This is a genomic window from Acinetobacter sp. BIGb0196 (assembly GCF_011759595.1).
In the GTDB taxonomy this organism is placed as follows: Bacteria; Pseudomonadota; Gammaproteobacteria; order Pseudomonadales; family Moraxellaceae; genus Acinetobacter; species Acinetobacter guillouiae.
Genome location: NZ_JAAOZA010000001.1, coordinates 1,534,329 through 1,557,648, shown reverse-complemented (window position 1 = coordinate 1,557,648; position 23,320 = coordinate 1,534,329). Strand labels below are relative to the sequence as shown.

The window sequence follows — 23,320 nt, the reverse complement described above, 5'->3', positions numbered from 1 at the left end:
TATAAGTTCAAACAATTAAGCATTTATTTCGTATCACGTATATAAAAGCATGAACACATAGCTCATCTATTCCAGCCTCTTAAATCATTTAGCCTCACCCATTCATATTAGGTGGGTTTTACTAGAACAAAATAAACTTAGTCAACAATACCTCACTTACAAGACTTCATTAAAACTGCATTACATCCCTATTTCAAGACTTATCAAAGAATAGACTTAGACAATCAATTCATTATTTTGAAGCTTAAATTTTTAATTGTTTTTTGATCTACCATTCTTGTCAATTTGATTCATTGCCACAGAGGTTTATATACTTTATCTATAAAAAAAGAGCCTTTCGGCCCTTTAATTTCACATCTAAACTTATCTTGATCAATATTCTACTTAACCGAAACGGCCGGTAATATAAGCTTCAGTCAATTGGTGATCTGGTTGAGTAAAGACTTTCTCTGTAGAGTTAACTTCGATTAAGTCACCTAAATGAAAGTATGCTGTACGATCAGAGACACGCGCTGCTTGTTGCATGGAGTGAGTTACAATTGCGATTGTATATTGCGTAGAAAGCTCAGAGATTAACTCCTCAACTTTTGCTGTTGCAATTGGATCGAGCGCAGAACATGGTTCATCCATTAAAATCACTTCAGGGCTTACCGCAATCGTACGTGCAATACACAAACGTTGTTGCTGACCACCTGAAAGTCCTGTACCTGGCTGACTTAAACGATCTTTTACTTCATCCCACAAACCTGCTTTACGCAAACTATTTTCAACAATCTCTTCTAAATCATACTTATCTTTGGCTAAACCATGCAGTTTAGGACCATAAGCAACATTATCAAAAATTGATTTAGGGAACGGGTTTGGTTTTTGAAATACCATTCCAACTTGAGCACGGAGCAACACAACATCTAGATTTGGATCATAAATGTCTTGGTTGTCTAAACGCACTTTACCTGTTACACGGCAAGTATCAATCGTATCGTTCATACGGTTCAAGGTACGTAGAAATGTTGATTTACCACAACCTGATGGTCCAATAAATGCAATCACTTCATTTTCATAAACTTGAAGATCAATACCTTTAATCGCTTCTGCGTCACCATAGTAAACATGCACATCTTCAGCACTAAGTTTCACAGTTGTATTTTTTTCTTTCTTCGGTGTCGAAGACTCAAACTGGGAGACAAAAGAAGTGCTTGCTTGCTTTTGCTTACTATCAGTCGATGTAAATTGAGATTGTTCAGAATTCACGGTTGTATCCTGTCTTAAGGAATTTTTAGTTTCTACAGTATTCATCTCTATTCTGCCCTCTTTTACCAGCGAACTTCAAATTTCTTACGTAACCAAATTGCAAAGCTGTTTAGACCGACCATAAGTGCCAATAACACAATGATGGCTGCAGCCGTACGCCCTTCGAAGAAGTTACGTAATTCATTACCTTGCCATAAGTAAACTTGAACAGGTAAAGCCGTAGATTGATCTAATGGAGATACTGGAATATTTGCAACGAAAGCGCTCATACCAATTAATAGTAATGGTGCAGTTTCACCCAATGCATGAGCAATACCAATAATCGCACCTGTCATAATCCCCGGTAGAGCCAAAGGCAATACATGGTGGAATACTGTTTGTAAACGAGAAGCACCAATACCTAACGCCGCTTGGCGAATTGATGGTGGTACTGCTTTCAATGAAGCACGTGTGGTAATAATCACTGTAGGCAAAGTCATTAAACTTAAGACCAAACCACCAACCAAAGGTGCGGATATAGGTAAATGCATCCAACCAATAAAGATGGCAGCACCTAACAGACCAAATACAATCGATGGAACTGCTGCAAGGTTATTGATATTGACTTCAATGATGTCAGTAATAAAGTTTTTCGGTGCAAACTCTTCTAGATAAATCGCACTTGCTACACCCAATGGAATAGAAATCGCGATCACAATTAGCATCATGAACAATGAACCCATAAATGCACCAGCCAAACCTGCTGTTGCTGGTGAGCTGCGTGAATCTGGGTTGGTGAACATTTGCGTGTTAAAAGTACGGTTAATAATCCCTTTCGCAGCTAAGTCATCAGAAAGTTGACGTACTTCTGGACTAAGTTGTTGTTGCTCATCAGGCAATGAACGATCAATATGACCAGCTAACCACACATCAATGTTGGCATCAGCAAGGAAATTGAGCTCTACTGTTTTACCAATCAATGCTGGATCTTTAAAGACCATATCACGGATACGATATGCCTCTGAACTGGTATAGATGCCAGAAAGATCATCACGACGACTTTCAAGTGCTGGGTCTTTTGAAATGATTGCATTTACAATCAATGCATCCCAATCAACCATACCCATTTTAGTTTGCCAGTCGACATAACGTTCTTGAAATACAGCAGGAGATTCACCTACTTTTTGTGTTGGTTTTGGTCCTGCATCAATCATACTTGGATCAAAATACACAGGTACAGTCATACTTGCTTGCCAAAATGCTGGCAACCCTTTGTATAAGATACTTCCAAATAAAATTGCAACAAATGCCAAACCAATAATCACTGCTGAAAAGCCAGCAAAACGGAAGGTCTTTTCTTTACGATGACGTTTTGACAATGAGCTGGCGATTCTAGCTTTACGTTTCTCTCGCAACTCAGCGGCAGCTTGAGGATCAAATACATTTTGATCCACAGGAGATGTATTTGATGTACTCATTCGTATTGCTCACGATATTTACGCACAATATAAAGTGCGACAATGTTTAAACACAATGTAATGGTAAATAAAGTTAAACCCAGTGCAAAGGCAACCAATGCCTGCGGACTTGCAAAGTCTGTATCGCCTGTTAATTGTTTTACAATCGTTACAGTGACTGTTGAGACAGCTTCTAGTGGATTGATATGTAACAGTGGACTATTACCAGCAGCGAGTACCACAATCATGGTTTCACCGACTGCGCGAGATACTGCAAGTAAGAATGCACCCGTAATACCTGGTAAGGCCGCTGGAAGAACCACTTGACGAATAGTTTCAGATTTGGTCGCACCTAAACCTAAAGAACCATCACGTAAGGCACGTGGCACTTGAGTGATAATGTCATCTGACAAAGAAGATACAAATGGGATAATCATAATACCCATTGCAAAACCTGCTGTTAAAGCACTGGTCGCATTAACCTCAACGCCAATAGAGTCGCCAATAGATTTGAAGATTGGACCAATCACCATCATGGCAAAAACACCATAAACAATGGTTGGAATACCCGCCAAAACTTCAATTGTTGGCTTTGCCCATGAACGGAATCGAGGTGATGCATATTCAGCAAGATAAATTGCAATCATTAAACCCAGTGGAACAGCAACCAGTAGTGCAATACCACTGACCATGAGTGTTCCCCACAGTAATGGTAATAAACCATAACTTCCTTCAGCATTACCTGAAGTACTAAAGCCAGGATTCCACTCTGTACCAAAGAAGAAGTCGATTGGACTGACAAACTGGAAAAAGTGCATCGCTTCACTGAACATCGACATCACAATACCCACAGTCGTGAGAATCGCAACACCTGAACACAGGATCAAAACAACGTTAATGGTTTTTTCAACTTCGTTACGTGCACGAAATTGTTGACTAATTCTTTTTCTTGCCCAAATCAATCCAAGGATCGCAGCACACGTTACTACAGCAAACTTTGCAAACGAGCCAATTCTTTCAAATTTTGAGAGTTGTTCTGCAGCTGCAACCTCATAAGCTGCTGGCGTATCTGTCACACCAAAGCCAGAGGCAATTGCTTTAATACGATCCACCAGTACATCTACCCCAGCTGTATCTAGCGTTGAAGCAATATTTGCTGGAACATTTTTTAAAATTAGATGTTGTAAAACACTTGGTTCTACCAAGTTCCAAACTATCAAAATTAAAAAAGCTGGAATTCCACACCACAACGCCACCAAAGAGCCATAATAGCCAGGACGTGAATGTAAAATTGCAGTGTTATTTCCCTTACCTGCTAGGCTTCGGCTTTTTCGTAGCCCGATTTGATATGCGATAGCGATTAAAGCCAATAACACGCCAATGAGTAGCAGATTCATGTATTCTCCACCGTTTTTTCAATTTCAATAATTTGAAAAAACTCTACTTAGCAAGGAAAGCCGATGGTAGTCACCCACCATCAGCTCCATTATTGCGGTTTTATTATTTACCAGCTTTAAAACCAGCCAATACTTTTGCACGTTCAGCGTCTGACAATGAAATCAAACCAGCTTTATCTAACTTAGAACCTTTACCAGATACCTTCTTGTTAAGGAAGTATTCAGTATATTCTTTTAAGCCTTTGATTGACTGTAAGTGTTCACCTTTTACATAGAAGTATAAAGGACGAGATACAGGGTAAGTACCATTTAAAACAGTTTGCTCAGAAGGAACAACATTGTTCACTGTAGCAACACGTAATTTATCTTTATTTTGATCATAGAAACCTAAGCCAAATACACCTACCGCACTTGGAGATGTTTTTAAACGCGCTAGAGTTTCAGTATAATCACCTGCAATTTCAATTACTTTACCGTCTTTACGGAAGCTAGAACATGCTTTTTTCTGAGCATCTTTGTCTAACTTTTTAAAGTAATCATAACTTTCACAACCCGCTTCAACCATTTTTTCTTGGAACACTTCACGTGTACCGTGGTTAGAAGCAGGAACAACTAAAGTAATTGGCTCATTTGGAAGAGACTTGTCAATTTGGTTCCAACGTGTATATGGGTTTGGTACCAATTTACCATTTGATGGTAATTCAGCTGCTAGGGCTGCAAATACGTGTTGTGGACGTAATTTATAAGCTGCTTTGCTTGCATTTGAAGCAAAAACGATACCGTCATAACCGATTTTTATTTCTTGGACTTTATTTACGCCAGCTTTTTTACACGCTGCGATTTCAGTATCTTTAATTTTACGTGAAGCATTTGCGATATCAATTGTGTTATCGCCCACACCTGAACAGAACTGTTTAAGACCAGCAGAACTACCGCCTGAGCCAACTACAGGTGCTTTAAATTGAGGGAAAGTATTACCAAATTCTTCAGCAACAATACTCGCATAAGGAAGTACAGTAGAAGAACCAGCGATTTGGATGGTATCACGAGCGTTTGCTGCTACTGCTGCCCCTGAAACTGCTAATGCAAGTGCGATGTGATTAATGCGCATTCTTTTCTCTCTTAAATAAACTGCAATTTTGAAGTACACCACTTCTTGTTGTGTCGTACTTTTCGGATAACTGCATTTTGATTTTAAAATATGACAAATAAGTTACAGCTTTATGACGCTTTTATGATATTTGATAATTCACATTTGATTTTATTAAAAATCTTTTAAATTCAATATGTAATCAACTGTGTTCTATTTTTTAAATTTGAGGATATTACAATTCAAATTGTAATATTTCATGTGTATGTCACAAAAGTTGTATTAAGGTTTACCCATTTCAAACGACACGTTACGTCGTGATAGCCTTATTTTTCCATCTAAAAACCCTTAAAATAAATAAAAAAGAGCAATTTAAATGATCAGATTAAATCGTAAAGAATGGCATGAAACTTTTCTAAAGATGGTGGCCTCGGCCAGCATGATTACGTTCATTATCTATATGAGTTGTTGGATCATTTACTTTTTATTGGCACAAACTAGTCAATACAATCTGATCCAAAATATTGTCATTAGTTTTAGCTTCATCAGTTTATTTATATTAACCATGCAAACCTTACGTTCAATGTATCAAGTCTACTATTTACCTTTAATGAATAGTTGCAGGTTAAATTATCAAAAAATAATTTTCTTTTGCAGCAGTTTCTCCATCGCACTTATTGTAGTCAGCTCATTTTTATTAAATTTTGGAAAAATGTTAAAAGATTATTACAGCTAAGCCAATACAAAAGATCCACCGCTTAACATGCTCACTATTCAATCAAGTGTTCTATTTTTCTTAATCATTCAACACAATAATTGAAATTTCAAAGAACACGGCATTGTTTTATATTCAAATGAGCACTCCATAAAAGATTTGAATATGAATAGCAAAACGTCTAGCAGCTTCAATCCTGACCTTCCCGTTCATATGACCTTCTCAGAACATGACTGGCAGCTCTTAGCCCAATATTGGTATCCAATTGCATTAGCAAGAGACATTACTGAGCAGCCTCTAGGAACCATGTTGCTGGATATGCCATTGGTCATTTATAAAATAAATTCTGAAATTATTGTTGCCAAAGATGCCTGTCCACATCGCGGTGTTCCTTTAAGTATCGGAACAAATGATGGCCAAGGTATCGTTTGCCGTTATCATGGTTTACGCTTTGGTGAAAATGGAAAATGTAATCGTATCCCTGCGCATCCCAATCATAAAATTTCGGACCGCTTCCACCTAAAAACCTATGCTGCAGTTGAACGTTATGGGTTAATCTGGTGTTCACTTTTAGCAAAAAAGCAAGATATACCCAATATCCCAAACATGCCGCATTGGGATGAGACCACGTACCAACAACTGATTTGCCCTCAAGTTGATTTAAAATGCTTTGCTGGTCGACAATTGGAAGGCTTTATCGATGTTGCTCATTTTGCATGGGTACATCCAGAAACTTTTGGTGACCCAGAAAATACTGAAGTGCCTGATTACACCACGCAAGAAACAGACTATGGTTTTAGTGCTGATTATATCAGTAGCGTAGGTCGTTACCCGATTGGTCTAGATCAATTAGGACAAGCGGATTTTCAATGGTTACGCCATTTTGAAATTCATTTGCCTTTTACCGCAACATTAACCATTCATTTCCCCAATCAAGCGAAACAGGTCATTATGAATGCTGCCTCGCCCATAACAGCACGTAGTACTCGATTATTTGCCCCAATTTGTCGTAACTATGATCAAGATTTACCAATAGAAGATGCTTATGAATACAACCTTAAAATCTTTGAAGAAGACCGTTTGATCGTTGAGACTCAAAAACCAGAATATCTACCTTTAGATTTATCCATTGAGGCGCACTTCCCTGCTGACCGCAGTTCAAGTATGTATCGCCGTTTATTAAGAAAAATAGGATTTAGCCCATTATTCGCCGCATAAATCAGTTTCATCACCATGTTTTATAGAAGTTGATCAGGCTTCTTTAAAACAATAAAACCTGAACGTATCGCTCTATATATTTATAATTTTTTCCAGTTGATTAAATTTAACTCAAAAGTTTCTATTAAAATTGCACTCTTCGATTAAAAGATTAAAATGCACATTACATAAATGAAGTGACTCCAATTAGGTGGTATAACATGCAACAAATGTGGTCAGACATCGATGCCTATATCGAATCACATTTAATTCCTGAAGATCCAATCCTCATACAAACATTAAAAAACACTGAGGATAAAGGATTTCCAGACCACCTTGCTGTTGCCGCAAATCAGGGCATGTTATTGCAAATGTTGATTCAAATGAACAAATGCAAACGTGTTTTAGAATTAGGTACTTTTGCAGCTTATAGCACTATGTGGTTAGCCCGTGCCTTACCTGATGATGGCTATATTTTAACGATTGAAGGTCGTGATACGCATGCTGCTTTAGGTCAAGAAAATATAGATCAGGCCAAGCTCAAACAAACCGTTGAATTAAAGTGTGGTCGTGCAGCCGATATTTTAAAAGCGTTGCCTGAAGCTACAGAACCTTTTGACTTTATTTTTGTCGATGCTGATAAACAAAGCTATCCTGAATATTTAGAATTAAGCTTAAGTCTGTCACATTCAGGTACAGTGATTGTTTTGGACAACGTGATTCGTGCTGGTGACATTCTTGACCCAGACAATGTCAAACCAAGTATTGAAGGGATCCGTGACATGTATAAAGCCATGCAAAACCATCCTAAAATTCTGTCATGTACGGCTTTGCAAACTGTAGGTAGCAAAGGGCATGATGGTTTTGCCATTGCGATTGTAAAATAAAGCATGCTGATTTAATTTTTAAAGCTGCTATTTAGATAGCAGTTTTTTATAGCTAAAATTTTAACAACTCCAGCTTAGCTTCAATCATTCTCCTTAGAGTTATCCCCTGAACTTGTTTGTAGAATTGTGGATAACTCAATAATGCGTTAATAAACCCATGAAAATAAAATACTTTTAATTGTCGATTAATTTTCAACCAGTTAAATTCATGGTTCATGAAAAAGCGCTTGCATTTCAAAATGCAATATTTTTATCAAATTTTTTAATCAAAAAAAATGCCACAAATCATATTATTTGTGGCATTTAATCTCTTCTGTTTGATCGGTCATTTGACTCAATCTCGATTGCTCAGACGCGTTGTCTTTTAACTTCAAATCAAAGTTATTTTGCGACCAACAATGGAACTGCAGCATTTCTAAAAATAGTGGTCGTTACACTACCCAAAAAGAACTGATGAATTTTACTATGGCTAAATGCACCTAAAACAATCAATTGAATTTGATGCTGATCTTGATAATCCAAAATATTTTCAGCAACATCACCATAACGGTACTCTACCACCACATCCAAACCCGCATCTTTTAAACGTTGCGCAGGCTCATTGAGAATCTCAGGATGATCACCGACATAGAGTAAATGGCATTGCAAAAGTTTAAGCAAATCACTTTTTTCAACACGTTTTAGCATTTTTTGACATGTTTCTGAAAGCTCATAAGCAAAAATAAACCGTGTAGGTGGTTTAAATGTTTGCCCAACGGTTAATACGGTACTTTTCGTTCCACGAATAAAGTTTTCAACATTACTGCCCAGTATTTTATTCTTCTCAGCTGAACGCTCACCCACTCGACCGATGACAGCGATATCATCTTCAGTCAATTCATTGAAGCTTTGTTCGAGAAAATCACCTTTGGCTTGAATTTGAATCGGTGTGATATTGTATTTTTCTTGAATCATTTCAGAAATATGCTTGAGTAAATTATTACTGTAATCCAGTGCTAACTCACTTTGCTTTTGTTCAAGTTCAGCCAGCTCTTTAAGTAACATCGCATTACTTTCAAAGCCAATTACCCCACTAATTTCCCCTAAATGATAACTTGCAGGGTAATAATCCAATACTTGCAATAAAACCAGTTCACGACCAGTTTTTTGAGCAATCCATGCGGCTGCTTCTGCCAATGCATTGATGCACGGAGAAGAGTCAATACAAGCCACTACTCTGTTCATTTTAACCTCGCTTTAGCTTTACAGCTTTGGGTCTATATTATTGTTTTAAATTAGCATAAGTTTTTATAAGTTTGGACAACTTTATGTAATTAATCCCATAATTTAATTATGTATTTGTACAAACTGTGCGTTCATTCACGATAACGAATAAAACGCGCTGGGTTCCCTGCCACAATTTCTCGTTCAGCTACATTTTTAGTAACCATACTATTCATTCCAATCACCGCATGTGAAGCAATTTTTACACCATCTTTCACACCAACATGCGCGCCCAACCAAACATCCTGACCAATTTCAATGCCTTTGGAAGTCACAGCTTGTTGATAAACAGGAATACTCAAATCCATCCCATGATCAAAAGCATAAAGATGACAATAGGCGGCTATACGAACTTGATCATGCAATTTAATACCGACTTTACCCCCATCCAAAATACAATGATGGTTGATCGCGACTTCATTACCAATCTCTAACGGTCCATGCAAGGTACAATCCGCCGCAATAAAAGTATTATCCCCAATGACAATTTTCCGACCAGGCTCAGCAAAAATATGAGCTAATGGTGAAATAAAACAATTTTGACCTATTTCAACAGTTTCCATTGCCATCAAATATGCTTGATACTGCTGCTGCCACTGCTCCGCCCAAACTCGATTTTTCGGTTTAAGCGAATAATACAGCCACGGCATATAATTTAAGCGATGCTTATGTTGTTCACGATATTTCAATAATGGGTCTTGTTCAATCATCAGCGTCTTCCAACAATTTAAGTTGCTCACGCCCACGCGTTACATCTTGAATTTTTAACTTAAGTGGATCAATTTGATGTATTTGTAATAATGCCTCAACTCCAACCCCATTAGCAGTATATTGTTCTGTATATTCAATACCTTGGGTATTTAATTCATACTGAAAAATTGACCATTCGCTAAATTGGCATTGAAAATAAATTTTCTTCTTTTCAATTAGTTCTATTTTTTCAGCCAAAAGCAGACATTGCCCTGCACAGCCACCATAGGCACGAACTAAACCACCTGTACCCAACTTGATGCCACCATACCAGCGATTAACCAATACAATTGCATTGGTTAAATCATTGCCCTCAATGGTCGCAAGGATCGGGCGACCAGCTGTACCTGAAGGTTCACCATCGTCATTAAAACGAACATTATGACCTATTTTCCATGCCCAGCATTGATGTGTTGTTGTTAGATCTAAATTTTTTTCCAGAAACATTTTAACTTGCTGTTCATTTTCAACAGGCGCTGAAATGGCTTGAAATCGACTCTTTTTAATATCTTCCTCAAAAATCGTTTCGGATACAAGTGTATAAACCATAATGAAAATAAAACATTCAAACTCAATATATTGCCATTATAACGTGCTTTTAAAATACATTGGACAATAAAAAACCCTAAGCGAACTTAGGGTTTTCAATTCACTGACTAAATTATAGGACAAGCTGATGATTTTGAAGCAAGAGTTTCAAGATATCATCTTCAGTTTTGCCGTTAAATGCAGCACCTGATTGCGCCAAATTATCTAATTGGAGTAAATCAGTTTTGCCGGTGTACGTAGTTCCTGCACCATCACGATCTAAGGTAAGTGTGACATTATTACCATCAACTCTTACACCAAGATAATTTTTCAAATAGTTTGCCGATGCTGTTAAATCAGCTGTGATATTTGCACTGTTAAAACCAATCAGTAAATCAGAAATATCAATTATGTCTGCATTCGTATCAGTGTTCACATTTCCAGAATGGAAGTCTGACCAATGATCGACGCCATTTCCACCACTAGCACTTGCACTTTCTAATACATGATATACAAGCACATCTGAACCACCATTACCAGTAAAGGTATCATTCAGTTCACCACTAATCAGTGTATTGCGTAGAGCATCACCAGTGGTTATTGCATCAACAGTTACTGTAAGAGATGCTGTATGATCTTGACCAAAAACAGAGAGTTTATAATCAAATACTTCTTGACGACCAATTACGTCAGCACTCGGTGTATAAACATAGCTTCCATCACTTTTCACGAACAGACTGCCATGCTCACCTTGCACCGTCACACCATTATAACCCACCTCTACAAACTGCCCATTACCGGTATCAATACTGAATTTAGCATAAGATGAATTATAGATATCATCTGTCAACATATTGCCAGTAATTGCAGCAGCAGTTACTGGGGCAATTTCATTATAATGGGTAATGTCTTGTGTTAAGGTCACTGCAGCATCATATCCAAAACCAGTATTACCCGTTGCAGATGCCGTAATTGTGTAAGTTCCTGGTCCTAAATTAGGCATGTCTACAGTTACTGAACCGATTGCAAGAAGTGGTTTTTCTGTTTTTGTACCAACCGTAATACCATTTTGATCTTTGATTGTAAGTACAATCGTTGGAGCTACAGAAAGTGAAAGTAGAGGTAAATTCACTTTAACTACAACATGTGCAGAATCCGTATTTGCTATACTAAATGTTGTTGGAGTGTAAGTACCATTCCCTCCTCCGATTAGACCTGCTGCAATTTTAAGATCCCCTTGATTCGAAGTACTGGATTGATGAACATTCGTTACAGCACCAATAGCGACATGCTCAGCATTGTCTAAAATAATTGGAGCTGGAAGAGATACATCATTTTGAGGATTTATATTATCCCAAACTACACCAGAGTTATCACCATCGATACGAATATTCAAATTCGCTGTTGCTTCACTACCATTAAAATCCCTGATTGTGTAGGTAAATGTATCTACCTTACCAATATCTGCAGCATTACCATTACTCACATATTTATAATGTCCGTTTGGAGAAATATAAAGTGTTCCGTAAGCACCAACCACAACCGTGTTTGCACCTGATAATGTGACTGTAGGATCACCCACCTCATTGGCTACTTTAGTAACAAATGTTGTTGTATTTACCTCATCCGCTCCATCAACACTTGAAATTACATTTCCTTCTATGGTACTTGAACCCAAATATTTATTGGTTTGGTCTTGCATGGTTAATTCAACACCACCAAATAACTGAGCAGATAGGGTTGAATCCAACAGATTTAATATCTGCTGCAATAAACCGCTATTGGTTGGATTCTCTTGCAGTGCGATGGTATAAACACCTGATGGTAAATTATCTAGATTAATTTGGCCAGAATAAGTAAATACAGCCCCTAATAGACCTGTTGCAGTCAATTTGACAGCATCTTGAACGATGAAATATTCTTTTTGCGCTACACCATTTTCATCTAGGTATTGGCGTTCTAGGACTGCATTAAAGGACTTACCTGATGTCCCTAATAAAGTACCAACAATCCCTCCAAGCGCAGCATTAACAAAACTGCCGCCCACACTAACATTAACACTTGAAGTACTATTTTCTTCAACTTCAAAATTAAATGGTACTGTATTACCTAAAGAGATATTTAGTCCGAGTAAATTTACGCCCAGTAATTGTGAAGCTCGACCTTGTACTCCAATATCATCACCCACGGATTCATGATAATTTTTAACAGTTGCAAGGTCATCACGGGCAACAACTTGATCAACATAATCTGGCGGTGTTAATTCACCTGGATCTGCTGGTGTTCCTGCAATATTAATAATGATTTGAGCCGTATCAGATGTTGCTCCATTAGACAGTTTATAATCAAATATTTCAGTTTTTCCAAGAGCCGATTCTCCAGTTGTCACAGTATAAGTAAAGACTCCAGTTAGTGTGTTAATTTCAAGGCTTCCATACTCTCCTTGAATCGTAACACTACCTTGTGCAACAGACGCACCATCTATTTCAGTGATCGAACCACCACCAATTACATCTTGACCATTTCCATTATCAGCAAAAACATTACCTGTCACTGCAAAGTTCGCAAAAACCTCTTCAGTTCCAGTTACACTAATATTTGTTTTTTCGTAAATCGTTAATAAGTTTGATAATAAAGGTGCAACAGCCGCATCAACAATGTAATCAATTACGCTAATTGGCAATACATTTAATAGTTGGTTAACGACACTCGAAAGCGGTAAACCGAGTGTATTTACAGGAATTAAAATTGTATTGACTAAAGCGAGAACTGGAGCACCTAATGGGCCAAGTACTGTATTAATTGCTGCCCCGATAGCTGCCGCATTTGAAGCACCCAGAATTTCTCCTTCGCCACCAAGGTCAGTAATAGCAACGTCTTTGAGTAAAGTTGTTAGAGCACTATCATCAGCCTGAACTGCAACCGTATAATTACCTTCAGGTAAATTAGTGAAATCAAGCTTAATTGAGTCGTTACTATTCACGACACCAATGATTCCAATACCACCCACAGTGACAATACCACCTTGACTCGTACCACGTGCAACCTCCACCGGTCCATTGGTAGTTTGCTGATAAATAACAATCTGAACAGCCTCACCAACCGAAATCAGATCTTGTTGCGAAACTGTGACAGAAATATTACCTGTCGCCCCCTTACCAGCATTGCCTGTCGTTTGTGGAATTGAAAAATTTAAACCAGTAGCATTATTCCCCAAGATATCAACAACTGCGATATCTGAACCTACAACTTCTGTACGATCTAGACGAGTTTCCTGACCTAGATCTAATGCAAATTCATCATTTACAGCATTAAGTGGTGGAAGAACAATCGAACCATTGTCCACCACTGTTGCCGGAAGGGTTGCTGCATCATTGCCTGCTGTATCTTGGATCGCATTGGCATCGTTATCAGCAGTTGGATCGGTATAACCCACTTCAACCGCTTGACCCGCTGCCACTGCTGTGCCCAAGGTTAACACGATGTTAGAACCATTGACCGTAACACCGGTCACTGGAATCACCTGACCATCTGCGGTCACAACGAAACTGTTCAATGGTGGTAAGTTGGTGCCGTCTAGCGCTTCGCTATAGGTCAACGTCAACGATGTGCCTGCTGTATCTAGCGCTGCACTGACAAATGTAGGCGCTGTAGTATCGCCACCAGGTACAGTCGAACCATTGTCCACCACTGTTGCCGGAAGGGTTGCTGCATCATTGCCTGCTGTATCTTGGATCGCATTGGCATCGTTATCAGCAGTTGGATCGGTATAACCCACTTCAACCGCTTGACCCGCTGCCACTGCTGTGCCCAAGGTTAACACGATGTTAGAACCATTGACCGTAACACCGGTCACTGGAACCACCTGACCATCTGCGGTCACAACGAAACTGTTCAATGGTGGTAAGTTGGTGCCGTCTAGCGCTTCGCTATAGGTCAACGTCAACGATGTGCCTGCTGTATCTAGTGCTGCACTGACAAATGTAGGCGCTGTAGTATCGCCACCAGGTACAGTCGAACCATTGTCCACCACTGTTGCCGGAAGGGTTGCTGCATCATTGCCTGCTGTATCTTGGATCGCATTGGCATCGTTATCAGTAGTTGGATCGGTATAACCCACTTCAACCGCTTGACCCGCTGCCACTGCTGTGCCCAAGGTTAACACGATGTTAGAACCATTGACCGTAACACCGGTCACTGGAACCACCTGACCATCTGCGGTCACAACGAAACTGTTCAATGGTGGTAAGTTGGTGCCGTCTAGCGCTTCGCTATAGGTCAACGTCAACGATGTGCCTGCTGTATCTAGTGCTGCACTGACAAATGTAGGCGCTGTAGTATCGCCACCAGGTACAGTCGAACCATTGTCCACCACTGTTGCCGGAAGGGTTGCTGCATCATTGCCTGCTGTATCTTGGATCGCATTGGCATCGTTATCAGTAGTTGGATCGGTATAACCCACTTCAACCGCTTGACCCGCTGCCACTGCTGTGCCCAAGGTTAACACGATGTTAGAACCATTGACCGTAACACCGGTCACTGGAACCACCTGACCATCTGCGGTCACAACGAAACTGTTCAATGGTGGTAAGTTGGTGCCGTCTAGCGCTTCGCTATAGGTCAACGTCAACGATGTGCCTGCTGTATCTAGCGCTGCACTGACAAATGTAGGCGCTGTAGTATCGCCACCAGGTACAGTCGAACCATTGTCCACCACTGTTGCCGGAAGGGTTGCTGCATCATTGCCTGCTGTATCTTGGATCGCATTGGCATCGTTATCAGCAGTTGGATCGGTATAACCCACTTCAACCGCTTGACCCGCTGCCACTGCTGTGCCCAAGGTTAACACGATGTTAGAACCATTGACCGTAACACCGGTCACTGGAATCACCTGACCATCTGCGGTCACAACGAAACTGTTCAATGGTGGTAAGTTGGTGCCGTCTAGCGCTTCGCTATAGGTCAACGTCAACGATGTGCCTGCTGTATCTAGCGCTGCACTGACAAATGTAGGCGCTGTAGTATCGCCACCAGGTACAGTCGAACCATTGTCCACCACTGTTGCCGGAAGGGTTGCTGCATCATTGCCTGCTGTATCTTGGATCGCATTGGCATCGTTATCAGCAGTTGGATCGGTATAACCCACTTCAACCGCTTGACCTGTTGTTACTGGTGTACCCAAGGTTAACACGATGTTAGAACCATTGACCGTAACACCGGTCACTGGAACCACCTGACCATCTGCGGTCACAACGAAACTGTTCAATGGTGGTAAGTTGGTGCCGTCTAGCGCTTCGCTATAGGTCAACGTCAACGATGTGCCTGCTGTATCTAGTGCTGCACTGACAAATGTAGGCGCTGTAGTATCGCCACCAGGTACAGTCGAACCATTGTCCACCACTGTTGCCGGAAGGGTTGCTGCATCATTGCCTGCTGTATCTTGGATCGCATTGGCATCGTTATCAGCAGTTGGATCGGTATAACCCACTTCAACCGCTTGACCCGCTGCCACTGCTGTGCCCAAGGTTAACACGATGTTAGAACCATTGACCGTAACACCTGTCACTGGAATCACCTGACCATCTGCGGTCACAACGAAACTGTTCAATGGTGGTAAGTTGGTGCCGTCTAGCGCTTCGCTATAGGTCAACGTCAACGATGTGCCTGCTGTATCTAGCGCTGCACTGACAAATGTAGGCGCTGTAGTATCGCCACCAGGTACAGTCGAACCATTGTCCACCACTGTTGCCGGAAGGGTTGCTGCATCATTGCCTGCTGTATCTTGGATCGCATTGGCATCGTTATCAGCAGTTGGATCGGTATAACCCACTTCAACCGCTTGACCCGCTGCCACTGCTGTGCCCAAGGTTAACACGATGTTAGAACCATTGACCGTAACACCTGTCACTGGAACCACCTGACCATCTGCGGTCACAACGAAACTGTTCAATGGTGGTAAGTTGGTGCCGTCTAGCGCTTCGCTATAGGTCAACGTCAACGATGTGCCTGCTGTATCTAGCGCTGCACTGACAAATGTAGGCGCTGTAGTATCGCCACCAGGTACAGTCGAACCATTGTCCACCACTGTTGCCGGAAGGGTTGCTGCATCATTGCCTGCTGTATCTTGGATCGCATTGGCATCGTTATCAGCAGTTGGATCGGTATAACCCACTTCAACCGCTTGACCCGCTGCCACTGCTGTGCCCAAGGTTAACACGATGTTAGAACCATTGACCGTAACACCGGTCACTGGAACCACCTGACCATCTGCGGTCACCACGAAACTGTTCAATGGTGGTAAGTTGGTGCCGTCTAGCGCTTCGCTATAGGTCAACGTCAACGATGTGCCTGCTGTATCTAGCGCTGCACTGACAAATGTAGGCGCTGTAGTATCGCCACCAGGTACAGTCGAACCATTGTCCACCACTGTTGCCGGAAGGGTTGCTGCATCATTGCCTGCTGTATCTTGGATCGCATTGGCATCGTTATCAGCAGTTGGATCGGTATAACCCACTTCAACCGCTTGACCCGCTGCCACTGCTGTGCCCAAGGTTAACACGATGTTAGAACCATTGACCGTAACACCGGTCACTGGAATCACCTGACCATCTGCGGTCACAACGAAACTGTTCAATGGTGGTAAGTTGGTGCCGTCTAGCGCTTCGCTATAGGTCAACGTCAACGATGTGCCTGCTGTATCTAGCGCTGCACTGACAAATGTAGGCGCTGTAGTATCGCCACCAGGTACAGTCGAACCATTGTCCACCACTGTTGCCGGAAGGGTTGCTGCATCATTGCCTGCTGTATCTTGGATCGCATTGGCATCGTTATCAGCAGTTGGATCGGTATAACCCACTTCAACCGCTTGACCCGCTGCCACTGCTGTGCCCAAGGTTAACACGATGTTAGAACCATTGACCGTAACACCGGTCACTGGAACCACCTGACCATCTGCGGTCACAACGAAACTGTTCAATGGTGGTAAGTTGGTGCCGTCTAGCGCTTCGCTATAGGTCAACGTCAACGATGTGCCTGCTGTATCTAGCGCTGCACTGACAAATGTAGGCGCTGTAGTATCGCCACCAGGTACAGTCGAACCATTGTCCACCACTGTTGCCGGAAGGGTTGCTGCATCATTGCCTGCTGTATCTTGGATCGCATTGGCATCGTTATCAGCAGTTGGATCGGTATAACCCACTTCAACCGCTTGACCCGCTGCCACTGCTGTGCCCAAGGTTAACACGATGTTAGAACCATTGACCGTAACACCGGTCACTGGAATCACCTGACCATCTGCGGTCACAACGAAACTGTTCAATGGTGGTAAGTTGGTGCCGTCTAGCGCTTCGCTATAGGTCAACGTCAACGATGTGCCTGCTGTATCTAGCGCTGCACTGACAAATGTAGGCGCTGTAGTATCGCCACCAGGTACAGTCGAACCATTGTCCACCACTGTTGCCGGAAGGGTTGCTGCATCATTGCCTGCTGTATCTTGGATCGCATTGGCATCGTTATCAGCAGTTGGATCGGTATAACCCACTTCAACCGCTTGACCTGTTGTTACTGGTGTACCCAAGGTTAACACGATGTTAGAACCATTGACCGTAACACCGGTCACTGGAACCACCTGACCATCTGCGGTCACAACGAAACTGTTCAATGGTGGTAAGTTGGTGCCGTCTAGCGCTTCGCTATAGGTCAACGTCAACGATGTGCCTGCTGTATCTAGTGCTGCACTGACAAATGTAGGCGCTGTAGTATCGCCACCAGGTACAGTCGAACCATTGTCCACCACTGTTGCCGGAAGGGTTGCTGCATCATTGCCTGCTGTATCTTGGATCGCATTGGCATCGTTATCAGCAGTTGGATCGGTATAACCCACTTCAACCGCTTGACCCGCTGCCACTGCTGTGCCCAAGGTTAACACGATGTTAGAACCATTGACCGTAACACCGGTCACTGGAACCACCTGACCATCTGCGGTCACAACGAAACTGTTCAATGGTGGTAAGTTGGTGCCGTCTAGCGCTTCGCTATAGGTCAACGTCAACGATGTGCCTGCTGTATCTAGCGCTGCACTGACAAATGTAGGCGCTGTAGTATCGCCACCAGGTACAGTCGAACCATTGTCTACCACTGTTGCCGGAAGGGTTGCTGCATCATTGCCTGCTGTATCTTGGATCGCATTGGCATCGTTATCAGCAGTTGGATCGGTATAACCCACTTCAACCGCTTGACCCGCTGCCACTGCTGTGCCCAAGGTTAACACGATGTTAGAACCATTGACCGTAACACCTGTCACTGGAATCACCTGACCATCTGCGGTCACAACGAAACTGTTCAATGGTGGTAAGTTGGTGCCGTCTAGCGCTTCGCTATAGGTCAACGTCAACGATGTGCCTGCTGTATCTAGCGCTGCACTGACAAATGTAGGCGCTGTAGTATCGCCACCAGGTACAGTCGAACCATTGTCCACCACTGTTGCCGGAAGGGTTGCTGCATCATTGCCTGCTGTATCTTGGATCGCATTGGCATCGTTATCAGCAGTTGGATCGGTATAACCCACTTCAACCGCTTGACCTGTTGTTACTGGTGTACCCAAGGTTAACACGATGTTAGAACCATTGACCGTAACACCGGTCACTGGAACCACCTGACCATCTGCGGTCACAACGAAACTGTTCAATGGTGGTAAGTTGGTGCCGTCTAGCGCTTCGCTATAGGTCAACGTCAACGATGTGCCTGCTGTATCTAGTGCCGCACTGACAAATGTAGGCGCTGTAGTATCGCCACCAGGTACAGTCGAACCATTGTCCACCACTGTTGCCGGAAGGGTTGCTGCATCATTGCCTGCTGTATCTTGGATCGCATTGGCATCGTTATCAGCAGTTGGATCGGTATAACCCACTTCAACCGCTTGACCCGCTGCCACTGCTGTGCCCAAGGTTAACACGATGTTAGAACCATTGACCGTAACACCGGTCACTGGAATCACCTGACCATCTGCGGTCACCACGAAACTGTTCAATGGTGGTAAGTTGGTGCCGTCTAGCGCTTCGCTATAGGTCAACGTCAACGATGTGCCTGCTGTATCTAGCGCTGCACTGACAAATGTAGGCGCTGTAGTATCGCCACCAGGTACAGTCGAACCATTGTCCACCACTGTTGCCGGAAGGGTTGCTGCATCATTGCCTGCTGTATCTTGGATCGCATTGGCATCGTTATCAGCAGTTGGATCGGTATAACCCACTTCAACCGCTTGACCCGCTGCCACTGCTGTGCCCAAGGTTAACACCACACTAGAGCCATTCACCGTAACACCGGTCACTGGAACCACCTGACCATCTGCGGTCACAACGAAACTGTTCAATGGTGGTAAGTTGGTGCCGTCTAGCGCTTCGCTATAGGTCAACGTCAACGATGTGCCTGCTGTATCTAGCGCTGCACTGACAAATGTAGGCGCTGTAGTATCGCCACCAGGTACAGTCGAACCATTGTCCACCACTGTTGCCGGAAGGGTTGCTGCATCATTGCCTGCTGTATCTTGGATCGCATTGGCATCGTTATCAGCAGTTGGATCGGTATAACCCACTTCAACCGCTTGACCCGCTGCCACTGCTGTGCCCAAGGTTAACACGATGTTAGAACCATTGACCGTAACACCGGTCACTGGAATCACCTGACCATCTGCGGTCACAACGAAACTGTTCAATGGTGGTAAGTTGGTGCCGTCTAGCGCTTCGCTATAGGTCAACGTCAACGATGTGCCTGCTGTATCTAGCGCTGCACTGACAAATGTAGGCGCTGTAGTATCGCCACCAGGTACAGTCGAACCATTGTCCACCACTGTTGCCGGAAGGGTTGCTGCATCATTGCCTGCTGTATCTTGGATCGCATTGGCATCGTTATCAGCAGTTGGATCGGTATAACCCACTTCAACCGCTTGACCTGTTGTTACTGGTGTACCCAAGGTTAACACGATGTTAGAACCATTGACCGTAACACCGGTCACTGGAACCACCTGACCATCTGCGGTCACAACGAAACTGTTCAATGGTGGTAAGTTGGTGCCGTCTAGCGCTTCGCTATAGGTCAACGTCAACGATGTGCCTGCTGTATCTAGTGCTGCACTGACAAATGTAGGCGCTGTAGTATCGCCACCAGGTACAGTCGAACCATTGTCCACCACTGTTGCCGGAAGGGTTGCTGCATCATTGCCTGCTGTATCTTGGATCGCATTGGCATCGTTATCAGCAGTTGGATCGGTATAACCCACTTCAACCGCTTGACCCGCTGCCACTGCTGTGCCCAAGGTTAACACGATGTTAGAACCATTGACCGTAACACCGGTCACTGGAACCACCTGACCATCTGCGGTCACAACGAAACTGTTCAATGGTGGTAAGTTGGTGCCGTCTAGCGCTTCGCTATAGGTCAACGTCAACGATGTGCCTGCTGTATCTAGCGCTGCACTGACAAATGTAGGCGCTGTAGTATCGCCACCAGGTACAGTCGAACCATTGTCCACCACTGTTGCCGGAAGGGTTGCTGCATCATTGCCTGCTGTATCTTGGATCGCATTGGCATCGTTATCAGCAGTTGGATCGGTATAACCCACTTCAACCGCTTGACCTGTTGTTACTGGTGTACCCAAGGTTAACACGATGTTAGAACCATTGACCGTAACACCTGTCACTGGAATCACCTGACCATCTGCGGTCACCACGAAACTGTTCAATGGTGGTAAGTTGGTGCCGTCTAGCGCTTCGCTATAGGTCAACGTCAACGATGTGCCTGCTGTATCTAGCGCTGCACTGACAAATGTAGGCGCTGTAGTATCGCCACCAGGTACAGTCGAACCATTGTCCACCACTGTTGCCGGAAGGGTTGCTGCATCATTGCCTGCTGTATCTTGGATCGCATTGGCATCGTTATCAGCAGTTGGATCGGTATAACCCACTGTAACCGCTTGACCTGTTGTTACTGGTGTACCCAAGGTTAACACCACACTAGAGCCATTCACCGTAACACCTGTTACAGGTACAACCTGACCATTTGCGATCACTGCAAAGTCACCTGCAACTGGTGGATGTAATGGATCGAGTGCTTCACTGTAGGTAAGAGTTAGTTGTGTTCCTGTACTATCCACATGCGAAGATTGGAATTGTGGATTTGTGACGTCACCTGCTGTAACTTCTATCGCTTTTGGATTACCCGCACCATCTGTCACTGTAACCGTAACTTTTTCACCATCAGTGAGTGGTCGTGTTAATTGAACATTATCAACCGTGTTATTACCTGTAATTGTACCCGTACCAATTACATTACCGTTACTATCCGTGATTTTAACTTGACCCGCTTCATTTGAAGTAACTTGAATATGGGTCGCATCTTGAATAGTTGTAGTAATAATTGGCGGTGTTACATCACCTACTGTAATTACTTTTTCTGTTTGATTACCTGCAGCATCAATAACATCAACAATAATCTTACTACCGTCATTTAAAGGTGTAGTTAAATCAACTGTTAATTTTCCATCAGCACCAATTACGCCTTCAGCAATTGTTTGTCCTGCTTCATTTTTAATTATAACTTTACTACCTTGTTCATTTGAAGTGACCTGAATAGTATCATTATCAACAATATTTATTTCGACGTCAGGTTTTGTAACATCGCCAACATTTATTGTTTCAGTTGTTTTATTTCCCGCATTATCTGTTGCTGTTATTGTAATTTTTTCATTATCAACCAAAGGTCTCGTTAAATTAATTTCAAGCGCACCTGCTTGATTTAATTGCCCTGACCCAATTGCTTTACCACTCGCATCAACTATTGTAATTTTACTTGCTTCATCTGCAGTGATTTTAATTTTCTGATTATCTAAAATATCATAGGTAAGTTTTGGTCCAGTTTTATCACCGCTTCCCGAATGGTTTGAACCACCACTTCCTCCTGACGCTGCTGCAATACCAATCACCCCAGCTGCAGCTGCAACCCAAGCCCATGCTGGTACAGGAGAATGTTCACCAACTAGATATTCTTGAAAATCTGCAATCCCTAAATAATCGATTTTAGTTACTGTACCACTCGCATCAAACTCAAGAAAGTTAAGTAAATAATGCTTTCCATCTGAAGTTTCTATTGTAAATTCTTTTGGTTTTTCACCAATAAAGAAATCATCAATAACAACTTTTTCTCCATTTTGTAAATAAACCTCCAAATTATTATTAACTTTTACAATCTTGGCTATTTCTGCGCTATCAAGATTTACTTTATACACTGAGTAGTGTTTATTAACTAAATCTTGAGTAAGAACTTTAGCTGTTCCTTTTTCATAAATAGTGATGTTTTTCATAATATTTTTTCCGTCTTATAATTTACTGTTATGCAAAAAAGATAAATAAGTGAGATAAATTTCACAAGTGTATATTTTTAATATTAAAATCACATATACATATAAAAAACTGTGCTTGTCTATAATAGCTAAATGATTGAACTTTTTTAAAACCATTACATTGTGATGCAATTATCATTTAATTAAAATCTTACTTGTTTATTTTGCTAATTTATTGAGATTAAATTTAATTATCACTTTATATTCATTACTGAAATTACCAACAATCACTTTTATAAATTTATTTAAATTTTATTAATAATTTTGTCTACTTTAAAAAAAATAGCCTGTTATTTTTATACAACTCATAGCGTTTAAAAATATGAAATTCCCATTTAAATTTTATGGGTATTATAGAAACTTAAGAATTTAGCTTAGATTAAAATTTAAACAAAACATGTAACACATTTCT

Annotated in this window: 10 protein-coding genes; 2 read left to right on the top strand and 8 right to left on the bottom strand. The window is 41.9% G+C overall.

Features of this window, described 5'->3' with window-relative positions:
• Positions 1–384: 384 nt before the first annotated feature.
• The 4 genes from pstB to FHR28_RS06960 all read right to left on the bottom strand — a co-directional run bounded on the left by pstB (position 385) and on the right by FHR28_RS06960 (position 5,195).
• Positions 385–1,296, bottom strand: a complete 912-nt coding sequence (gene pstB, locus FHR28_RS06975; RefSeq protein ID WP_004719228.1) for a phosphate ABC transporter ATP-binding protein PstB — start codon at positions 1,294–1,296, stop codon at positions 385–387.
• A 17-nt stretch (positions 1,297–1,313) separates the two neighbouring features.
• Complete coding sequence (pstA, locus tag FHR28_RS06970) at positions 1,314–2,708, bottom strand: phosphate ABC transporter permease PstA (protein WP_166782248.1); 1,395 nt, start codon at positions 2,706–2,708, stop codon at positions 1,314–1,316.
• The gene (pstC, locus tag FHR28_RS06965) at positions 2,705–4,084 is read right to left on the bottom strand and encodes a phosphate ABC transporter permease subunit PstC (RefSeq protein ID WP_004719223.1); all 1,380 of its coding nucleotides are present in this window, start codon (positions 4,082–4,084) and stop codon (positions 2,705–2,707) included. The genes pstA and pstC overlap by 4 nt, the downstream gene beginning before the upstream one ends.
• 103 nt (positions 4,085–4,187) lie before the next feature.
• Positions 4,188–5,195 carry a substrate-binding domain-containing protein gene (locus FHR28_RS06960; protein ID WP_004719220.1) on the bottom strand — a complete coding sequence of 336 codons (1,008 nt, stop codon included), beginning with the start codon at positions 5,193–5,195 and terminating at the stop codon, positions 4,188–4,190.
• A gap of 859 nt (positions 5,196–6,054) precedes the next feature.
• Here FHR28_RS06960 and FHR28_RS06950 point away from each other — a divergent pair.
• Entirely contained in the window at positions 6,055–7,107 is a 1,053-nt protein-coding gene (locus FHR28_RS06950) for a Rieske 2Fe-2S domain-containing protein (RefSeq protein WP_166782247.1), read from the top strand.
• Positions 7,108–7,307: 200 nt separating this feature from the next.
• Positions 7,308–7,973, top strand: coding sequence for an O-methyltransferase (locus FHR28_RS06945; RefSeq protein ID WP_004719214.1), 666 nt, complete (start codon positions 7,308–7,310; stop codon positions 7,971–7,973).
• Between the two features lie 381 nt (positions 7,974–8,354).
• On the opposite strand, the gene FHR28_RS06940 is transcribed toward FHR28_RS06945, so the two are convergent.
• The 4 genes from FHR28_RS06940 to FHR28_RS06925 all read right to left on the bottom strand — a co-directional run bounded on the left by FHR28_RS06940 (position 8,355) and on the right by FHR28_RS06925 (position 22,869).
• Positions 8,355–9,197: a universal stress protein gene (locus FHR28_RS06940; RefSeq protein ID WP_004719212.1), complete on the bottom strand. Its 843-nt coding sequence runs from the start codon at positions 9,195–9,197 to the stop codon at positions 8,355–8,357.
• Between the two features lie 131 nt (positions 9,198–9,328).
• Entirely contained in the window at positions 9,329–9,946 is a 618-nt protein-coding gene (locus FHR28_RS06935) for an acyltransferase (protein WP_105713775.1), read from the bottom strand.
• Entirely contained in the window at positions 9,939–10,535 is a 597-nt protein-coding gene (locus FHR28_RS06930) for an IMPACT family protein (protein ID WP_166782246.1), read from the bottom strand. Before FHR28_RS06930 ends, FHR28_RS06935 begins: the two co-directional genes overlap by 8 nt.
• A 112-nt stretch (positions 10,536–10,647) precedes the next feature.
• Positions 10,648–22,869 carry a BapA/Bap/LapF family large adhesin gene (locus FHR28_RS06925; protein ID WP_166782245.1) on the bottom strand — a complete coding sequence of 4,074 codons (12,222 nt, stop codon included), beginning with the start codon at positions 22,867–22,869 and terminating at the stop codon, positions 10,648–10,650.
• Positions 22,870–23,320 lie beyond the last annotated feature (451 nt).